Annotated in this window: 11 protein-coding genes and 4 pseudogenes; 11 read left to right on the forward strand and 4 right to left on the reverse strand. The window is 71.6% G+C overall.

Annotated features, from left to right (window positions below; genetic code table 11):
* The 4 genes and pseudogenes from ACFXAE_RS09670 to fxsT form a co-directional block, all read left to right on the forward strand.
* Window positions 1-475: pseudogene (locus ACFXAE_RS09670) on the forward strand (hypothetical protein); the annotation flags it as partial.
* 134 nt (window positions 476-609) lie between these two features.
* Window positions 610-2,145, forward strand: a complete 1,536-nt coding sequence (locus tag ACFXAE_RS09675) for a hypothetical protein (protein ID WP_384710662.1) — start codon at window positions 610-612, stop codon at window positions 2,143-2,145.
* Window positions 2,142-3,200, forward strand: a complete 1,059-nt coding sequence (locus tag ACFXAE_RS09680; RefSeq protein ID WP_384710665.1) for a MoxR family ATPase — start codon at window positions 2,142-2,144, stop codon at window positions 3,198-3,200. The genes ACFXAE_RS09675 and ACFXAE_RS09680 overlap by 4 nt, the downstream gene beginning before the upstream one ends.
* Window positions 3,201-7,496 carry an FxSxx-COOH system tetratricopeptide repeat protein gene (gene fxsT / locus ACFXAE_RS09685; RefSeq protein ID WP_384710668.1) on the forward strand — a complete coding sequence of 1,432 codons (4,296 nt, stop codon included), beginning with the start codon at window positions 3,201-3,203 and terminating at the stop codon, window positions 7,494-7,496.
* A 429-nt stretch (window positions 7,497-7,925) separates the two neighbouring features.
* On the opposite strand, the gene ACFXAE_RS09690 is transcribed toward fxsT, so the two are convergent.
* Together ACFXAE_RS09690 and ACFXAE_RS09695 are read right to left on the reverse strand one after the other, a co-directional pair.
* Complete coding sequence (locus ACFXAE_RS09690) at window positions 7,926-8,066, reverse strand: transposase (protein WP_384710672.1); 141 nt, start codon at window positions 8,064-8,066, stop codon at window positions 7,926-7,928.
* A gap of 75 nt (window positions 8,067-8,141) precedes the next feature.
* Window positions 8,142-8,821, reverse strand: a pseudogene (locus tag ACFXAE_RS09695) (transposase); the annotation flags it as partial.
* 41 nt (window positions 8,822-8,862) lie between these two features.
* On the opposite strand from ACFXAE_RS09695, the pseudogene ACFXAE_RS09700 reads away from it, so the two are divergent.
* The 4 genes and pseudogenes from ACFXAE_RS09700 to ACFXAE_RS09715 form a co-directional block, all read left to right on the forward strand.
* Window positions 8,863-8,988 (forward strand): annotated as a pseudogene (locus ACFXAE_RS09700) (IS3 family transposase); the annotation flags it as partial.
* 187 nt (window positions 8,989-9,175) lie between these two features.
* Complete coding sequence (locus ACFXAE_RS09705; protein WP_384710675.1) at window positions 9,176-10,489, forward strand: NtaA/DmoA family FMN-dependent monooxygenase; 1,314 nt, start codon at window positions 9,176-9,178, stop codon at window positions 10,487-10,489.
* The gene (locus ACFXAE_RS09710; protein WP_384711055.1) at window positions 10,489-11,001 is read left to right on the forward strand and encodes a flavin reductase family protein; all 513 of its coding nucleotides are present in this window, start codon (window positions 10,489-10,491) and stop codon (window positions 10,999-11,001) included. Before ACFXAE_RS09705 ends, ACFXAE_RS09710 begins: the two co-directional genes overlap by 1 nt.
* A gap of 172 nt (window positions 11,002-11,173) precedes the next feature.
* Window positions 11,174-11,890: an NADPH-dependent F420 reductase gene (locus ACFXAE_RS09715; RefSeq protein ID WP_384710678.1), complete on the forward strand. Its 717-nt coding sequence runs from the start codon at window positions 11,174-11,176 to the stop codon at window positions 11,888-11,890.
* A 148-nt stretch (window positions 11,891-12,038) separates the two neighbouring features.
* Here the strand turns inward: ACFXAE_RS09715 and ACFXAE_RS09720 are convergent, their stop codons facing one another.
* Both ACFXAE_RS09720 and ACFXAE_RS09725 read right to left on the reverse strand, forming a co-directional pair.
* Complete coding sequence (locus ACFXAE_RS09720) at window positions 12,039-12,785, reverse strand: NADPH-dependent F420 reductase (RefSeq protein ID WP_384710681.1); 747 nt, start codon at window positions 12,783-12,785, stop codon at window positions 12,039-12,041.
* Between the two features lie 166 nt (window positions 12,786-12,951).
* Window positions 12,952-13,572 (reverse strand): TetR/AcrR family transcriptional regulator, encoded by a 621-nt coding sequence (locus ACFXAE_RS09725; RefSeq protein WP_384710683.1) that lies wholly within the window; start codon window positions 13,570-13,572, stop codon window positions 12,952-12,954.
* Window positions 13,573-13,897: 325 nt separating this feature from the next.
* Here ACFXAE_RS09725 and ACFXAE_RS09730 point away from each other — a divergent pair, with 325 nt between their 5' ends.
* From ACFXAE_RS09730 to kdpF, 3 genes and pseudogenes are all read left to right on the forward strand, one after another.
* Window positions 13,898-15,439 carry a DHA2 family efflux MFS transporter permease subunit gene (locus tag ACFXAE_RS09730; protein ID WP_384710686.1) on the forward strand — a complete coding sequence of 514 codons (1,542 nt, stop codon included), beginning with the start codon at window positions 13,898-13,900 and terminating at the stop codon, window positions 15,437-15,439.
* 402 nt (window positions 15,440-15,841) lie between these two features.
* Window positions 15,842-16,488 (forward strand): annotated as a pseudogene (locus ACFXAE_RS09735) (DNA-binding protein); the annotation flags it as partial.
* A 257-nt stretch (window positions 16,489-16,745) separates the two neighbouring features.
* Entirely contained in the window at window positions 16,746-16,835 is a 90-nt protein-coding gene (gene kdpF / locus ACFXAE_RS09740; RefSeq protein ID WP_384710688.1) for a K(+)-transporting ATPase subunit F, read from the forward strand.
* Window positions 16,836-16,843 lie beyond the last annotated feature (8 nt).

Raw genomic sequence — 16,843 nt, forward strand, 5'->3', positions numbered from 1 at the left:
GGCCCTGGTGCGTGCCGCGCTGAGCACGGCGGGCGGGGAACACGTCCTGGCCGACGTGGTGCGGATCCTCGAAGGGGTGCCGGCAGCCGACGAGGTGGCACGCCGGATCACCGCCGCACCCGACCCCCCGGTCCCCCGGATGCTCTCGGCCCCGGAGGAGGACGAGGCACGGACCCGCCTGCGGGCCGCCACCGCCGAACTGCCCTCGGCCCGTCTGCGAGACGTACTCGTCCACGACCTGAGCGGTCTCCGCCTGCCCGTCGGCCTCTCCCCCGAGCAGCTCTTCGCCTACACGCTGGAGCTGACCGCGCAGCCGGACGGCCTGCCCCCCGCCGTGCTGCTCGTCGAACGCGCGGCCCGGCTCGCGCCATCGCCGGAACACCGCTCCGCCCTGGCCGCCTGGGCCGACACCTGGGCCGCGAACGCGGGGCTGTCCGAGGCCCTGCGGCGCCGTCGGGCGGCGGACCGTGCCTGACCGCTCCCGCCCGGAGGCGCCGTCGCGCGCCGGATGTCGGCAAGTCACCTGTCGGCCCGCGACCGGCGTGCTAGCTTCACTCGCCGGACAGGTGTACCGGCTCCGCGGGGAAGGTCGGTGAAGTCGTCGGCGGTATGGAGGAGTTCGAGAGCAGGACGGGTCTGGCCCTGCTGTCCGGTCTGACCGAGGCACTGGGCGCCCTTCCGTGTCTGGAGGACGCCCCGGGGCGGCGGATGTTCGCCGAGGTGCTCGCGCAGCAGCTGGGCGTCGGCATCGATCTCCGCGGCACGAAGCCGCGTGAGGACGTCGTCTCGCTGGTCCGGGCCGCGTTGAGCGTGCCCGGGGGCGAGCGGGTGCTCGTATCGGTGGTGAAGGTCTTCGAGGGAACGGCGGCCGCGGACGAAATGGATCGGCTGATCGATCCCGTGGCCGGCCCGGCCGACCCGGCGCCGCACTGGTACGGCCCCTTGTCCCCACGGGATGTGGCGACCGCCCGTGCCCTTCTGGACGAGGTGGTGGACGAATTGCCGTGGCGCGGCCTTCGCGACGGGCTCGCGGGCGAGACGGGCCTCGACCTCCCCGTCGGTCTGTCCCCCGCACAGCTTCTGTCCCACGTACTGGAATGGAACACGCAGCCGGACGGTCTGCCGCCCGCCGTCCTGCTCATGGAGCACGCGGCCGCGTCGGTGCGTTCCCCGGACCGCCGCGGAGCCCTGGCCGCCTGGGCGGAGGACTGGGCGAGCCGGGCCGGCCTGCTCCGCGAACTTGAGCACCGGCGGACCGCTCGCGCCGACGCCCGGGGCGACGACCCCTCCATCCCCCGGTGCCTTCTCCTGCTGGTCGAGCCCACCCGCGACGGCACGGGAGACGTCCTCGTCCGCCCCTGGATCAACACGGTCCCCGGTCGCTGGAACCCCCTGCCCGCCGAGCCGGTGATGACCACTCTCGACGGCCTCGGCCCGGCGGTCGAGCTGGCGCTGCGGCAGATGGCACGCCTTTCCCCCCTCTCGCAGGAGCCGTCCACCGGCTTCGCGTCACCGCCGCCGTACATCGAGTTCGTCCTTCCGTACGATCTGCTCAACCACGATGTGGCCGGACTGGCGTTGCGCACGGGAGACGGCGGACCGCTGCCCCTCGGGGTGAGGTACGGCGTGCACTTGCGCAGCCTGGAGCGCATGCGCACCGACGACGTCCGGGTGCGGCACCAGTGGCGCGAACGGTGGCGCGCCCTGCAGACGCACGGAGTCAGTGTGTACGAATGGCAGGAGACCGACGCCCGGCGGCAGGACGAGTGGCAAGCCGGTCTGGCGATCGAGCCCCGTCACACCGCGGCCGTACTCGACGCACCGGGCTCGCCCCCCTCGATGGGCGCTCTCAAGGCGGCCATCGCGGAGGGCATCGGGGTCGCGCTCTGGGACCGCCGGGGGCATTTCCCGCCCGAGCGCAGGGAGGTGGTCACGGCCGTCTTCGCCGCCGTTCCGGCGCCCGCCCAGATCCCCGTGGCCATTCACCGCCTCAGACGGCAGGCCGAACTCCGCCGGGACGGACCACTCCTGATGGGCCGGAGCATCGCCTTCTTCTGGGACGATCCCACCCGGCTCGTCGACATCCACGAGACCGATACGGACTTCGACATGGACACCATCGACAGCGAGGAGAGCGGGGCATGAGCGGGACATCGACGGACGGGCAGGCCTGGCGGGTGTTCCACGCCACCGGATCCGCCCCTGACGGGCCGGCCCGCGCCCTGCCGGATGCCCCGCCCTGGCGCAGGTTCCTCGGTGGGCCGCTGCTTCCCCCGCCTCCCGACGACGAGGAGGCCGTACGCCGGCGTCTCGGGCATGTGGACCCGGTACCGCAGCTCGACGAGGAGACCATCGAGGTCGTCAACGCGGCTCTCCTGCTGCGCCGGCCCCTGCTCGTCACCGGTCCGCCCGGGGTCGGCAAGTCCACGCTCGGCTATCTGATCGCCCGCGAACTGGACCTCGGACGGGTGCTCGCGTGGAGCATCGTCAGCCGCACCACTCTGCGCGACGGCTTGTACGAGCACGACGCCCTGGGCCGTGCCCAGGCCATCGCCGCCTGGCGGGCCGGCCACCAGCCGCCCCTGGGGCCCGTGGCGTCCGATCCCGGCGACGTCGGCCAGCCGCTGCCGGCGCTGGGCGACTTCATCACCCTGGGCCCGCTGGGAACCGCGCTGCTGCCCTACGGACGCCCGCGTGTCCTGCTCGTCGACGAACTCGACAAGAGCGACATCGACCTGCCCAACGACCTGTTGCACGTGCTTGAGAACGGCAGCTACGAGATTCCGGAACTGGTGCGCCATCCGGACGCCCTCGCGCGGGTGCACACCAGCGATCCGGGGCTGCACGCCGACGTGAGGAACGGGCGGGTGGAGTGCCGGGAGTTCCCCGTCGTGGTGATCACCAGCAACGGTGAGCGCGAGTTCCCGCCGGCCTTCCGCCGGCGTTGTCTCCCCCTGGAGATGAGGACTCCCTCCCGGGAGCAGCTGCTCGCCATGGTGGAGAGCCACTTCAGAGCACTGCCGGCGGACGCCGAGGACCTGATCGACCTCTTCGTCGAACGGGTCCGGTCGGGCGGGACGCACTCGCTGGACCAGTTGCTCAACGCGGTGCAGCTGACCACGGAGGGCGCCTTCCAGAACGATGGCGCGCGACGCCATCTCATCGAGATGCTGCTGCGGGACCTGGCGAAGGGCCGATGAATGAACGGCCTTCCACGCGAGCGCGCGCCGGGCCCGGAGGAAGAGGGACCGGCCGGGGCGCCGGCCACCGGGCAGCCGGCGCCGTCCGAGGAGGACCGGTCGGGTACCGCTCCGCACTGGCACGAGCTGGCCGACGCACTCTGGCTGGCCGCCCAGTGGAACCGTGCGGGGCGCACCGCCCGGTCGTCGTCCGCGCCGGTGGACGACGACTCGGCGGCCGACGCGCCGCCGGCGGCCGCCGTACCGCCGCCTGATGCCGGGCAGAAGCCGGTGAGCGACGGCTCCGGTCCCGGCGCCGCGCCCACCGGGCCGGTCCTCGCCCCGGGAGGCCGGGGCCCCCTTCTCGTCGAGTCACCCCTCCTGCCCGCAACGGGGTCCTCGGGGCCCGGCCTGCCCGCCCGGCGTTCCGCGCTGCTGTCCCGCTCCCTGCACCGGCTCGGGCGGCGGGTGGAGTCCCGCCTCGAACTGCTGCTGGACGAGGAACTCACCGCCGAGCGGATGGTCGCCGACGAGCTGTGGATACCGTTGCTCAGGCCCGGACGGGCCAGGGCCTTCGACCTGGTCGTCCTCGTCGACGACGGTCCCACGATGGCCATCTGGCAACAGGAGGCGGCTGTCCTGTCGACCGCCGCCGAGCACAGCGGCGCCTTCCGGTCCCTGCGCACCGTCCGGCTGAACGTGCCCGGTGCCGGCACACCGACGCTGCGCTGGAGCCCGGCGGGGAGAACCGCGGACCTGAGGGAGATCGTCGACGGCGGGCGGGACCGGGTGTTCCTGATCGTCACCGACGGCCTCGGACCCGGCTGGGCCGCTCCGGCCGCCGACGACCTGCTCCAGCTCCTGGGCCACGCGGGCCCCACCGCCCTGTTGCACCTGCTGCCTCCGCACCTGCGCCACCGCTCCTCCCTCCATCCTCATGACGCGGTCCTGGAGTCGGGGGGATTCGGCGCCCCGAACCCGGTGCTCCTCCTCGGACCGCCGCCCGGCGGACCGGATCCGCTGCGGCCCCTGCCGCAGGTCGGCGGCGCACACCTGGCCGTACCGGTGCTGTCCATGAAACCCGGTTCCCTCGCCGCGTGGGCCGACCTGGTGGTGGGGGAACGGGGCGTACGCCGTGCCCTTCCCGCTGTCGTGGCCGGATCGCTGCACAAGGGGAAACCCGCGCCCGGGTTGCGGCCCCCGCGGTTCCCCCGCGCCGCGCACGACGCCGTGCGCACCTTCCTCACGCTGGCCACGCCGTCCGCCCGTCGGCTCGCCGCCCACCTGGCGGCGGTCCCTTTCGAGTTCGACCTGATCCAGCAGCTGCGCGGCCGGATGATGCCGGACACCACGGCGGAGCACCTTGCGGAGATCCTCATGGGCGGGCTGATCGACTGGGACGACGCCGACGCGGGCCGGCCCGAGTTCGCCGACGGTGTGCGACAGGCGCTGCTCGCCACGACGACGCGCACGCAACTGGCCAGGGTCATCGGCACCCTCGCGGAACTTCCCGCGGCAGGAGAGCAGGGCACCGCCCTGCGCGCGGCCCTGTACGACCCGTGGGGAGCCGCGTTGCCCGACCCGGGTGCCCGGGGATGGCATCAGTCGGAACTCGTGGTGATGCGGGCGCTGGGAGGCGTGCACGCGCAGCGGGCCCGCCGGATCCAGGACGCCGGTGCCCCCGCCGCCGACGCGGTCGTGGGGGCGGTCGTGGGTCCACCGCCGCCCGCGGAGCGGCTCCGCGCGGACGCGCCCCCGGAGCCCGGGGAGCCGGCCGGCGAGGCCGTGGTGATGTCGTCGGGCACCGAGGGGACCGAGCGTTCGCCGGCCCCCGCCGTCACGGTGAACGTCCCCCCGCGCAACCCGGGGTTCGTGGGCCGGGCGGACCGGCTCCGGGCGCTGGCGGACCGGCTCGCGACGCGGGACACCGTGTGCCTGCTCCCGGACGCCGCCCACGGCTCCGGCGCCGTGGGCACCTCCGAGCTGGCCCTCGAATACGTCTATCGGCATCTGCCCGACTACGACCTCGTCTGCTGGATCCCCGCCGAGCGGGACGGCCTCGTCCTGACGGCCCTCGCCGACCTGGCGGCCGCGCTGGGCGTCGACGACGCGGACCGCGGCGCGCTCTCCGTCGGCTCGGCCGCACCCGCCGTGCTTCAGGCACTGCGCACCGGCACTCCGTTCCGCCGCTGGCTGCTGGTCTTCGACAACGCCGAGGACATCGAGGCGGTACGCCGTCACCTACCCGCCGGCGGACGCGGAAAAGTGCTCGTCACCTCCCGCGACCGCGCGTGGGAGCGGGTGGCCGCCCCGATGACGTTGAGCGTCCTCGAGCGGGAGGAGTCGGTCGTGCTGCTCCGCAATCATGTGCCCGCGCTCCCGGCCGAGGACGCCGACCGCCTCGCCGAGGCCCTGGGCGACCAGCCCTTGGCCCTGGAACAGGCGGGCGCCTGGCTGAAGGAGACCGGGCTGGGGACCGACGCCTGTCTCGGACTGCTCCGGCGGCACCTCGCGGCCGTCGGCGCACTCGATCCGGATCCCGGCCGGCCGGCCGTTCTGGCCGCGGCCTGGGGCATGTCACTGGAGTGGCTCGAGAAGACGCACCCGGACGCGCGCCGACTGCTCGACCGCTGCGCGGTCATGGCTCCCGAACCGATCCCGTCGGGCCTGCTGCACGCGGGCCGGCCCGGCGGCGCCACGCCGGAGGAGGACCTGCCCGGCGACCCGGTGGAGCAGGTCCGCGCCGTCCGCGCCCTGCGCAGGCTCGCCCTGGCCAGGGTCGACCACCGGACCCACACCCTGCGACTGCACCGGCTCCTGCGCACGCTGTTGCTGGCCCGGATGACCACCGAGCATCGCGAGCGGACGCGTGAGACCGCTCACCGGCTGCTGGCGGCGGCCAGGCCCGGCCACTACGCCGTGCCGCGGGAATGGCCCGCCTACTGGTCACTGCTGCCGCACGTACTCGCCTCGCAGGCGGTGACCAGCACCGACCCGCGGGTTCGGGCCTTCGTCCACGACACCGTGCGGTTCCTGCACCACCGCGGGGACCTCAAGGGCGCCACCGCCCTGGGAGAGCAGGCCCGGACCGCCTGGCTGACGGCCTCCGGCGAGGAGAACGGCGAGGTCGTAGGCGTGACGAAGACCTACGCGATGCTGTTGCGACGGACCGGCCGGATCGCCGAGTCCGCGCCGCTCGCCGAGAACGCGCTCGGGGTGTCGCGCCGGATCGCGGCGGACTCCGAGGAGCTGGTCGACTCCCTGTGCGAGCTGGCCGACACCCGGCGCCACCAGGGCCGGTTCCAGGAGGCACGGGACCTCGGTGAGGAAGCCACCGAACTGGCCCGGTCCCTGTTCGGCGACGAGGCTCCCCCCGCGCTGCGGGCCACCCACAGCTGGGGGGCCGGCCTGCGGCTGTGCGGACAGTACGCCCTGGCCCTGCCCTTGGACCAGGAGAACGCCCGGCGGTGCGGACTGCTCTTCCGTTCCGGCGACCCCCTCACCTTCGAAAGCCTCAACGCGGTCGGCGTCGACATGCGGGAGAGCGGCGACTACCCCGGCGCCCGCGTCTTCCAGGAAGATCTCTACCGCTGGGCACGGTCCGAACTCGGCGAGGGACACCCGCTCACCCTGCGCACTGCCGGCCACCTCGCGGTCTGCCGGCGCCGGGACGGCGCACTCGCCGAGGCCGCCCTGCTCTCCGAGGAGACACTGGGGCGCTGCACGGCCCGCTACGGGCCGGATGACCTCGAGTCCCTCTCGGCAGCGATCGGCGCGGCCGTCGACAGACGTCTCGCCGGAGACCTCGACCGGTCCCGCCGACTGGACGAGACGACCGCACAGCGCCTCGCCGCGCGCCTGGGTGAGGACCACCTGTGCACTCTGGTGGCGCGAGCCCATCTGGCGGCCGGCATGCGTGCGTCCGGTCTCGTCGACCAGGCCCAGGAAACGGAGGACGAGGTCTCACACCGGCTGGAGACGACGCTGGGTCCCTGCCACACGGCGACACTGACCCTCGCGATCGGCAGGGCCAACACGGCCTACATGAATCTTGAGTTCGAGCGGGCGTACGAGATCGACCAGGCCAACCTGTCACTGTTGGCCCAGGTCGTGGGCGAACGGCACCCGCTGAAACTGTCCTGCGCCGCCAACCTCGCCCTCGACCTGCGGGTACTGGGCCGGGGCGCCGAGGCCGACGCACTGGAACACGCGGCTGTGAAGGGTTTCAGCACCGTCGTCCGAGCCGGCCATCCCTGGCTCGCGGCGGCCCGGCAGCGCCGACGCATCGAGTGCGACCTGGCGTACATGTCGCTGTAGCTCTCCTATGTCTCGGCATCAGGTGACCGGTCGGCGTCCCGTGCCTGCCACAGCGCCGGCCGCTCCGCCCCTACCGTGCAGGACTCGGCGTGATCTCCGCGAAGGCCCCGGCACCACCTCCATGGTGAGCGCACGCATTCTCATGCTCAGCACTATGGTGTCCCACCACATACGCACTGATCTGCCCGTTCCTACGGTGTGACGACACGCAAACGTCCCCGTCACACCCGGGATGTGGTGCCGATGTCGTCGCCCGCAACCGCTCCACCAGCCCCGAACAACCTCAAGCGCATCGTCGCCGCGTCCCTCATCGGCACCAGCGTCGAGTGGTACGACAACTCATCCGATCGGGGCTAGGACCTGCGGTTTTCCATGAATCCGGCCCTTAAAGTCAGCACGGAATCAGCACGGGGTCGGTGGCGTGCCGACTCAGTTCCGCAGTCCCTCGGCACTGACCCCGATCTCCCGGGCCACCTCGGTGACGGTCCTCCCGGAGGACCGGACCAGCGCGACCGCGTCGCGCTTGAACTCCTCCGTATACCGCCTGCTGCGGTTGCTCTTGCTTCCCACCTGGCCACTACTTCCTCTGGAACCTCACGTCCCAGTCTCCAGGTGTCCAACATCAAGGGGAAGCTTCACCTGCGGCTTGTTCTGTGACCGTGCACGGGGAGTCCGCAGCGCCCGGCCGGTACGCAGACACGTGACCGGCTCCCGCTTGAGCGCGCCACGGCCCTCGATGAACAGCGCCTGGTAGATCGCTTCGTGGCTGATGCGCATGGACTCATCATCGGGGAAGTCGACACGCAGCCGGTGCGAGATCCGCTCCGGGCTCCATGCCGTCGCCCGTCTTCTGTCCTGCCGGTGCGGCTTGTTCAGCCCCCTCCACGCGGGCGCCGGGCCCGGCGTTCAGCGTGCCACTGCGCGGTCGAGGCCCGGTAGTCCAGCTTGTAAGTCCGGGTAGAGGCATTGCGCCGCAGCTCACGGGAGACCGTCGACGGCGACCGTCCGAGCCTGCGGGCGATCTCGCGGACGCCGGCGCCCAGGGCATGCCAGACGGCGATGTCCTCCCGCTCGCGAAACGACAGGTAGCGCCCGGTCACCTCATCAGCAAGACACGGATTCACGCCGCCAGCGTGCCGGAACCAGCGGAATCCCACCGGCCCGGACACCCCGGCAGCACTGCACGCATCCTCGGTCTTGGCACCCCGAGCGATCGCCGACCAGAACCTGACCCTGTCCTCACGCCAGGCCACCGACGGCCTGCCCGGCGACGGCATCAACCCCCGATACGCACAAACCTGCTTGTGCCGCTCCACAGAGCCCATCGCTCCACCTCCCGATCAAGGTGTTGCGTCGATCGGTTGAATCCGTCCAGTTCCGGTCACGGAAGTTCGTCCGGGCGCTCGGCCACCACCAGGTCGTCGGCTCGATAGGTCGGGTCGGGGCGGCGGGGGACAACGCGGCCATGGAGTCCTTCTTCAGCCTGCTGCAAGGGATGTCGTTGGCCTGTACGCCCAGGACTCCTGCATCTCGGCTGCTCCCTTCTTTGCCCGACCCGGCCGCTTTGACAATGCGGAGGAAGTCTCCGTATTGTCGGAGGCAAGTATTCGGAGACACCCTCCGTTTCGTTGTCCCGCTTGGAGGGGCCAGTCGTGTCAAGTCGTCAGATGCTCCTGTGCATGCAGTTCACCAGCGGCTACGGAGCCGAACCAGGGGCGTGGCGCCTGCCTGGGGCGAACCTGCGCAGCTATACGGACATGGACCAGTTCGTGCGGTACGCGCAGGCAGCCGAGCGGGGCAAGATCCAGCTGCTGTTCTTCGCGGACACTCCGGTTCTGGATGTGGACCTCGAACACCAGGTCCCGCATTTCGCGATCGACCCGTTGCTGGTGATGACGTCCATCGCCCGGGAGACGGAGCGGATCGGGCTGGTCTCCACCGCCTCCACCACCTTCAACGAGCCCTACAATCTCGCCCGCCAGTTCAAGGCACTGGACGTGATCAGCCACGGCCGGGCCGGATGGAACGCGGTCACCACCTCCGACCCGGCCGCCGCGGCGAACTTCGGCCGCGCTGTCCCGCCGCGGGCGGAGAAGTACGAGCGGGCCCACGAGGTCGTCCAGATCGTGCAGGCGCTGTGGGGCAGCTGGGAGAAGGACGCCTGGGTCCTGGACGTGGACGGCAAGCGGTTCGCCGACATGGACAAGATCCAGCCTGTCAACCTCCAGGACCGCCACGTCGCCTCCCGCGGCCCGCTGCCCATCCCGCCCTCCGAGCAGGGCCAGCCGGTCATCTTCCAGGCGGGCGGCGGCAGCTACGGCCTGGAGCTGGCCGGCCGCTACGCCGACGGGGTCTACGCCAACCCCTACACCATCGAGGACGGCCGGGCTCAGCGCCAGGCGCTGCGCGATGCCGCCGAGCGCGCCGGGCGAGACCCGGACGAGGTGAAGATGTTCGCCGGCTTCATGCCGGCCATCGCCGGCTCCCGCCGGGCCGCCCTGGACCGGCGGCGGTTCCTGGACGAGTCCGTGGATCTGCGCCAGCGCGTCCGCTACCTCGGCGCCATGATCGGCCTGCCGCTCGGTTACGAGCAGATCGACGAGCCCCTGACCGTGGACCAACTGGCCGACGCCGTGCCCAGCCCGCACGACCCGCGCTCCGCCCGCGCCCTTCAGGTGGCCCGGGAGGGCTGGACCCTGCGCGACGTGCTCGCCCACGGCGTCATCGACTACCACCCGGTCGTGGCCGGCACCGCCGAGGACGTGGCCGACCACATGCAGCAGTGGTTCGAGGCCGGTGCCTGCGACGGCTTCTCCCTGGCCATCGACGGCTACCACGACGGCGTCGACGCCTTCGTCGACCAGGTCGTCCCCCTCCTGCAGGAACGCGGCCTGTTCCACCTCGACTACGAAGGCCCCACCCTGCGCGACCACCTCCACGCCCGCGAGCAGTACGGCCACGACCCGCGCGTCACGGAAGCGGCGGCCCGGTGATGTCCACCAGCGCTTCTCCACGATCCGGAGCCGCGGCGCAGCAGGCGTTCCGTGACGTCATGGCCTCGGTGGCGTCTCCGGTCGCTGTGGTCACGGCCCTGGACGGCAGCCGGCCGCACGGCACCACGGTCAGCGCCTTCGCGTCCCTGTCCCTGACGCCACCCATGGTGCTGGTGTCGCTGGACGAACGCTCACGTCTGCTGGCGGTCGTCCGCCGCAGCGGGCGCTTCGGCCTCAACGTCCTCGGTACACACCAGGCCGATCTGGCCTCCGCCTTCGCCCGCTCCGGACCCGACAAGTTCGACGGAGTCGACTGGTCGCCGAGCGGGGGACTGCCGCGGCTGCCGGACACTGCCGCATGGATCGCCGCCGAGGTGGCCGACTGCGTCGACGCCGGCGACCACACCGTCCTGCTCGCCCACGTGACGGCAGTGGAGCCGGGCGAGGGATCCCTGAGACCGCTCACGTATCACCGCCGCTCTTTCGGCACCCACACACCACTGACCCAGTGACCGTACGGCGCGACGAGGAAGGCATGAGATCCAGAGCACACTCACAAGCCCGGAGCATGAGACAACTCGCCTACCCCACCTTGCCCTGCCCGGCGCGCAGCGCAGTAGACAACCCCTCACCGAAACCTGACCCCCCGGTTCCGGACTCACACCAAGGAAGCAAGGAGCAACGATGCCGACGCTGGGAATCATCGGAAGCGGCAACATCGGGTCCGCGGTCGCACGGCTGGCGGTGGCTGCGGACATCGACGTGGTGGTCGCCAACTCGCGCGGTCCCCAGAGCCTGACGGGCCTCATCGAGGAACTGGGGCCGCGCGTCACGGCAGGCACCGTCGAGGAGGCCGCGCGCGCCGGGGAGGCGACCGTGCTCAGCATCCCCCTGACCGCCTACCGCGACCTGCCCGCCGGCTTGCTGGAGGGCAGGACCGTGCTGGACACCGGCAACTACTACCCGTACCGCGACGGCCGGATCGCCGAACTCGACTCCGAGGAAGTGACCACGGCGGAGCTGGAGCAGCAGCTCCTGCCCGGCGCGCTGCTGGTCAAGGCGTTCAACAACATCCTGGCCCACCACATCCCCCAGCTGACCCGGCCCGCCGGGCATCCGGACCGCAGCGCCTTGCCCATCGCCGGCAACGACCCCGACGCGAAAGCCCGGGCGGCAGACCTGATCGGCCGGCTCGGCTTCGACACGGTGGACGCCGGAACCCTGGACGAAAGCTGGCGTTTCGAGCCCGAGGCCGGCGCCTACACCCGTCTCTACCTGGCCGATCCCGATGTCCCGGCCGAGCACATGCTCCAGGCCCCCGCGGCGCCGCTACCCGCCGAGAAGCTGCACGAGGCACTGCGGACGGCCCAGCGGGTGAAGGTGGCCGCGCGCACCTTCTGACAGCACGTGCCCGGACGCTCCCCCGGGCGCTGCCCGCGAAGCCCTTGGCCCCGGCGTCGGTCGACGCCGGGGCCAAGGGCGTTCAGGGTGGGCGGGGCATCCGCTCGACGGCCGCCGGGATGTCCGAGGGGGCGCACACCCCGTGGGCTCACATGAACAGGGCCCGGTTCAGGCGGACGCCGTACTCCGCGTCGGGGTTGGTCGTGGCGTCCCCGACCCTTTCCTGGATCGCGGCGACGGCCAGGTCGCGCCGCTTGGGCAGGCGCTCGGCCTCCGCGGCCGCCAGCGCATCCGGCATCTCCTCGCGGGTGAGGTCGGTGCAGTAGCACGGCGCACCCGGCTGCTGACGCCAGGAGTCCGCGAGCGTTCCGGCGTCGACGGCGTCGAACCCGGTGTCCTCGACCAGTGCCATGGCCACCTGGCGGTCCCGGTCGCGGTCGGCGGCGACGGGGATGGCGATACGGCCGGGGCTCCCCGCGGGCCTGTCCTTGGTCGCGAACGAGTGGGAACCGATCGCGTTCCACGCCTTGGCGATCGGCCGGCCCAGCTGTTCGGTGACCCACAGGCTCTCGACCTGCCCGGCGTCGACGGCCTCGATCCGGCTGTCCCGCGCCGGGTAGTAGTTCGACGTGTCGATGACGACCGTGTCGGCCGGCACGTCGGCGATCAGTGACGCGACCCGCGGAAGACGGTTCAGGGGAATCGAGAGGATCACGACGTCGACGTCCTCGACGGCTTCCGCCGCCGTCACCGCGCGCCCGCCCGTGGAGAGGATGTCAGCCTCGATCGTGTGCGGGCCGCGCGAGTTGGCCACCTTCACCTGATGCCCTGTCGCGGCCAGCCGCTGGGTCAGCGTCTTCCCGATATGTCCTACGCCCAGAATGCCGATCTTCACGGTATTTCTCCTTGCCTCGAGTTCGGTCGCGAGAGGCCGCCGACGCTGCGTCCGCGGTGTCCCAGTGGCAGCCCAGCCCGCAGGCCGCGCGCCCGACGGGTGGGGCGTCCAGCGGTGAGCTCTCGGGAGAGCGCCCCGCGCAAGGGCGCCACGCTTCTGCCTGCGGTTACGCGGGGTCTTCGCCGCTCCCGGGGGGAGTTTCCGCCGTGGGCGTCTCCCACCCGGTGCGCATGAGGGAGACGAGCGCGTCGGGCGACGACTCGTCGGCCATGGCGGCACCACGTGCCCAGGCCGTGGCCAGCGTGCTGAGGAACAGGTCACGTCCCCGCACCCAGGGCTTGGCACCGCCGTCGCGCTGTGCCGCGCGAAGGAAGTCCTCGGTGGTCGTGACGAAGCCCTGACAGGTGATCGCCAGCGGGGACGTGCCTTCCGTCAGCGCGGCCCGCAGGGGATCGGGCAGACCGTCGAACGCGGTCACCCATTCGCCCAGTGCCTCAAGCCACTGTGCGAGCGCGGCGCGGGAGTCGGTCACCTCGCGCCGGATGGCGACCCGTCGGGCCTCCAGCTCTTCGTCGCGGGCCTGCAGCAAGGCCGCCAGCAGTGCCTCCCGGTTGGGGAAGTGCCGGTAGAGGGTGCCCGGACCGACACCGGCCCGCTTGGCGATGGCGTCCATGGAGCCGGTGATGCCCTGCTCGGCGAAGAACTCCTCCGCGACCTCGAGGATATGCGTGCGGTTGCGCTGCTTGTCCGTCCGCTGCCGACGCTCGCCGGTGGCCGCCTCACCCATGTCGCTGCACCTCCCGTTGACAATGCGGAGACCGTCTCCGTATCGTCTTCCATGAAACGGAGACTATCTCCTTATCGGTTCCGGTGCCACCGCCGGCCTCGGCAGGCATCCGCTGCTCCCAGGGCAGCCCGGCACGGCACACAGACGTTCCGTGCCGACGGCCGCCGGGGAACCGACCGCCGCCCACGAGGCACCGGACGCGACAGCTCCCGGCCGAGGCCGCACCGGCCCGGGCGCGTACAGCCGGACCCCACCGGCGTGCACCGACGGCATAGGTCCGCGCGGCGCTTCGCACACCCTCCCCCAGCAACACGGAAGAGAGCACATGTCCCCCGCCGAGACTCCGGCGCAGGCCGCCGCAGACGCACCGCCACCGACCCGCGACGACGACAGACTGGCCTCCCAAGACGTCCTCGTCATCGGGATCCTGATGGTCTCCGCGTTCACCGTCCTGCTGAACGAGATGCTGCTGGGAGTCGCACTCCCCACCCTGATCAGCGATCTCGACATCACTCCCACCACGGGACAGTGGCTCACGACGGGCTATCTGCTGACCCTGGCGATCCTCATCCCGGCCACCGGCTTCCTCCTGCGGAGGTTCACCCTCCGTACGATCTTCCTCGGCTCACTGTCCCTGTTCACCCTGGGCACGGCGATCGCCGCCGTCGCCCCCGGGTTCGGCGTGCTGTTCGCCGGCCGCGTCATCCAGGCGGCGGGCACTGCCGCCCTGATGCCCCTGCTGATGGCCACGACGATGCGCCTGGTGCCCCCGCACCGGCGAGGCCGGACGATGGCGCTGGTCACCGGCCTGACCGCGGTGGCACCCGCGGTCGGCCCGGCGGTGTCCGGCCTGGTGATCTCCCAGCTCAGCTGGCGGTGGCTGTTCATCCTGGTCCTGCCCGTCGTCCTGGCCGCTCTGGCCCTGGGCGCCGCCAAGCTGCGCAACATCACCACTCCGGAACCGGTCAGGCTGGACGTGCCGTCCCTCCTCCTGTCCGCCATCGGGTTCGGCGCCCTCGTCTACGGCCTGTCCACGATCGGCGAGTCGGCCTCCGGCCACGCACCGGTCGCCCCCTGGATCCCGATCGTCATCGGGCTCCTCGCCCTGGCGGTCTTCGTCCGCCGGCAGACCGTGCTGCAGCGCAGCGACAACGCCTTCCTCGACATGAGGATCTTCCGAACCCCGTCGTTCACCGTGCCGCTGCTGGTCATGCTCGTCGTCGCGCTGGTCGGGTTCGGCACCACGATGGTCCTGCCGCTGGTCCTCACCAACGTCGCGGGCCTGACGACGCTCCAGATCGGCCTCTTCCTGGTCCCCGGCGGAGCCCTGATCGCCCTCGTCTCGGCCCTCGGCGGACGCATCTACGACCGCTACGGACCGCGTCCCCTGGCCATCCCCGGATCGGTCATCTGGACGGGTGCCCTGTGGTTCCTGAGCCGAGCGGACGAGAACACCGGTGTCACCGCGCTCCTGGCCGCCTACCTCGTCCTGTCGGCCTCGCAGGCCCTCATGTGGGCCCCGATGACGACGGCCGCACTGTCCTCCCTGCGCACCGAGCTCTACCCGCACGGCACCGCGGCGTTCAACACCGCCCAGCAGCTGGCCGGCGGCGCCGGCGGCGCCGTCCTGATCTCGGCCTACACCATCGGCTCCCACGCCAAGGACGCGGGAGCACTGAACCTGGCCCAGTCCGTCTCGGCGGCACAAGCCGCCTTCACGACGGCGGCGGTCATCGGCTGCCTCGCGATCATCGGCACCCTCTTCGTCCGCAGAACCGCAGCCACCCCCCAGCCGCCGGCGTCTCCACCGAGCAGCGCTCCCGTCAACGCCATCGCAGTGCCGACAGCGTCGTCGGCAACGGACTGACAACCCCGGCGCAGACGCGGGCACACCGGCGAGGAGCCGCCACTTGAAGCGGGTGGCTCCTGGTGCCGGCAGCCGATGAAACCCGCGTACTGCACCGAGCCGGCCCTCGAGGACCTGGGATCCGCTTGCCCCGCGGCCGACCGCAACGAGTGAACCGCCCCGGGTTCGGTAAAGACTCCCGGAGTGTCCCGAGTTTGGTGGAGTCGTGTCGCTTGGTTTTACGCTACAGGTGCTGCACGTAGTTCGTACTCGACCGGGGTGAGCATCTCCAGGGCCGAGTGCCCGCGCTGGTCCGCCACACGACAAGGAGCGAGTAGCCGTGACCACGTACCGCGTCCCGCGAACGGTGACCGCGGGCGGGCGCGGTCAGTGGCCGAGGCCGGAGATCGTGAAGAAGTGGTCGGAGCGGTGATCACCGGACTCATCCTGGTGATCGTGCTCGCCAACAAGTTCGCCCAGGGCGCCTCGCTGGCCGTGCTCGCCGGGGCCGTGCTGGGGCTGCTGATGCGTGGCATCAGGCGCCATTACGACATGGTCGCCGCCGAGCTGGCGGTCATCGACGCGCGCGCCGAGCTCACCCCGCCGTCGCGCGTCCTGGCGCTCCTGCTGGTCTCCACCGTCCACAAGCCGACTCTGCGGGCCCTTTCCCATGCCCGCGCCTTCAAGCCGGACCGGCTGGAAGCCCTCACCGTCGCGGTCGACCGGGACGAAGCGCGAGCCCTTGAGCAGTGGTGGGAGGACCTCGGCATCGATGTCCCGCTGAAGGTGCTCGATTCCCCCCTACCGCGAGATCACCCGGCCCGGTCGTGGAGTACGTCCGCTCCGTCCATCGCGAGAGTCCGCTCGACGTGGTCGGCGTGTTCATCCCCGAGTACGTCGTCGGCCACTGGTGGGAGAACCCGCTGCCCAACCAGTCCGCGCTGTGGATCAAGGCCCGCCCGCTCTTCACCCCGGGCGTGATGGTGACCAGCGTTCCCTGGCAGCTCGCCTCGTCGGTCCGCGCCGGCCGCGTGCCCGGCTCGGTGCGCCGCGGGGAGCCCGTGCGCTGACGCGAGCCCGTGCGCTGACGGCGGCCCACGGCCGGGAACCGCCCACAAGGCGTTAGGACGTCGTCAAAGGGGGGCTTGCGGCCGTAAGGGAGGCGTCAACAAACGGCAGTACCTGGCCAGAAACGCGCTTTCCTCTAGAGGTCCGATTTTCATCCGAACCTCTCTCAGGAGCTCTCGATGGCCGACGTGGCCTTCGTCGTCACCACGGTCGCGCTGTTCGCGCTGGTGGCGTTCATCGCCAAGGGGGTGGCGAAGCTGTGACCGCCGAGAACATCATCGGTCTCGTCGTGGTCGTCGCCCTGCTCGGTTACCTCGTCCTCGCCCTCGTCAAGCCGGAGAGGTTCTGAGCACGGAT

The organism is Streptomyces sp. NPDC059454 (assembly GCF_042749965.1).
Taxonomy (GTDB): domain Bacteria; phylum Actinomycetota; class Actinomycetes; order Streptomycetales; family Streptomycetaceae; genus Streptomyces.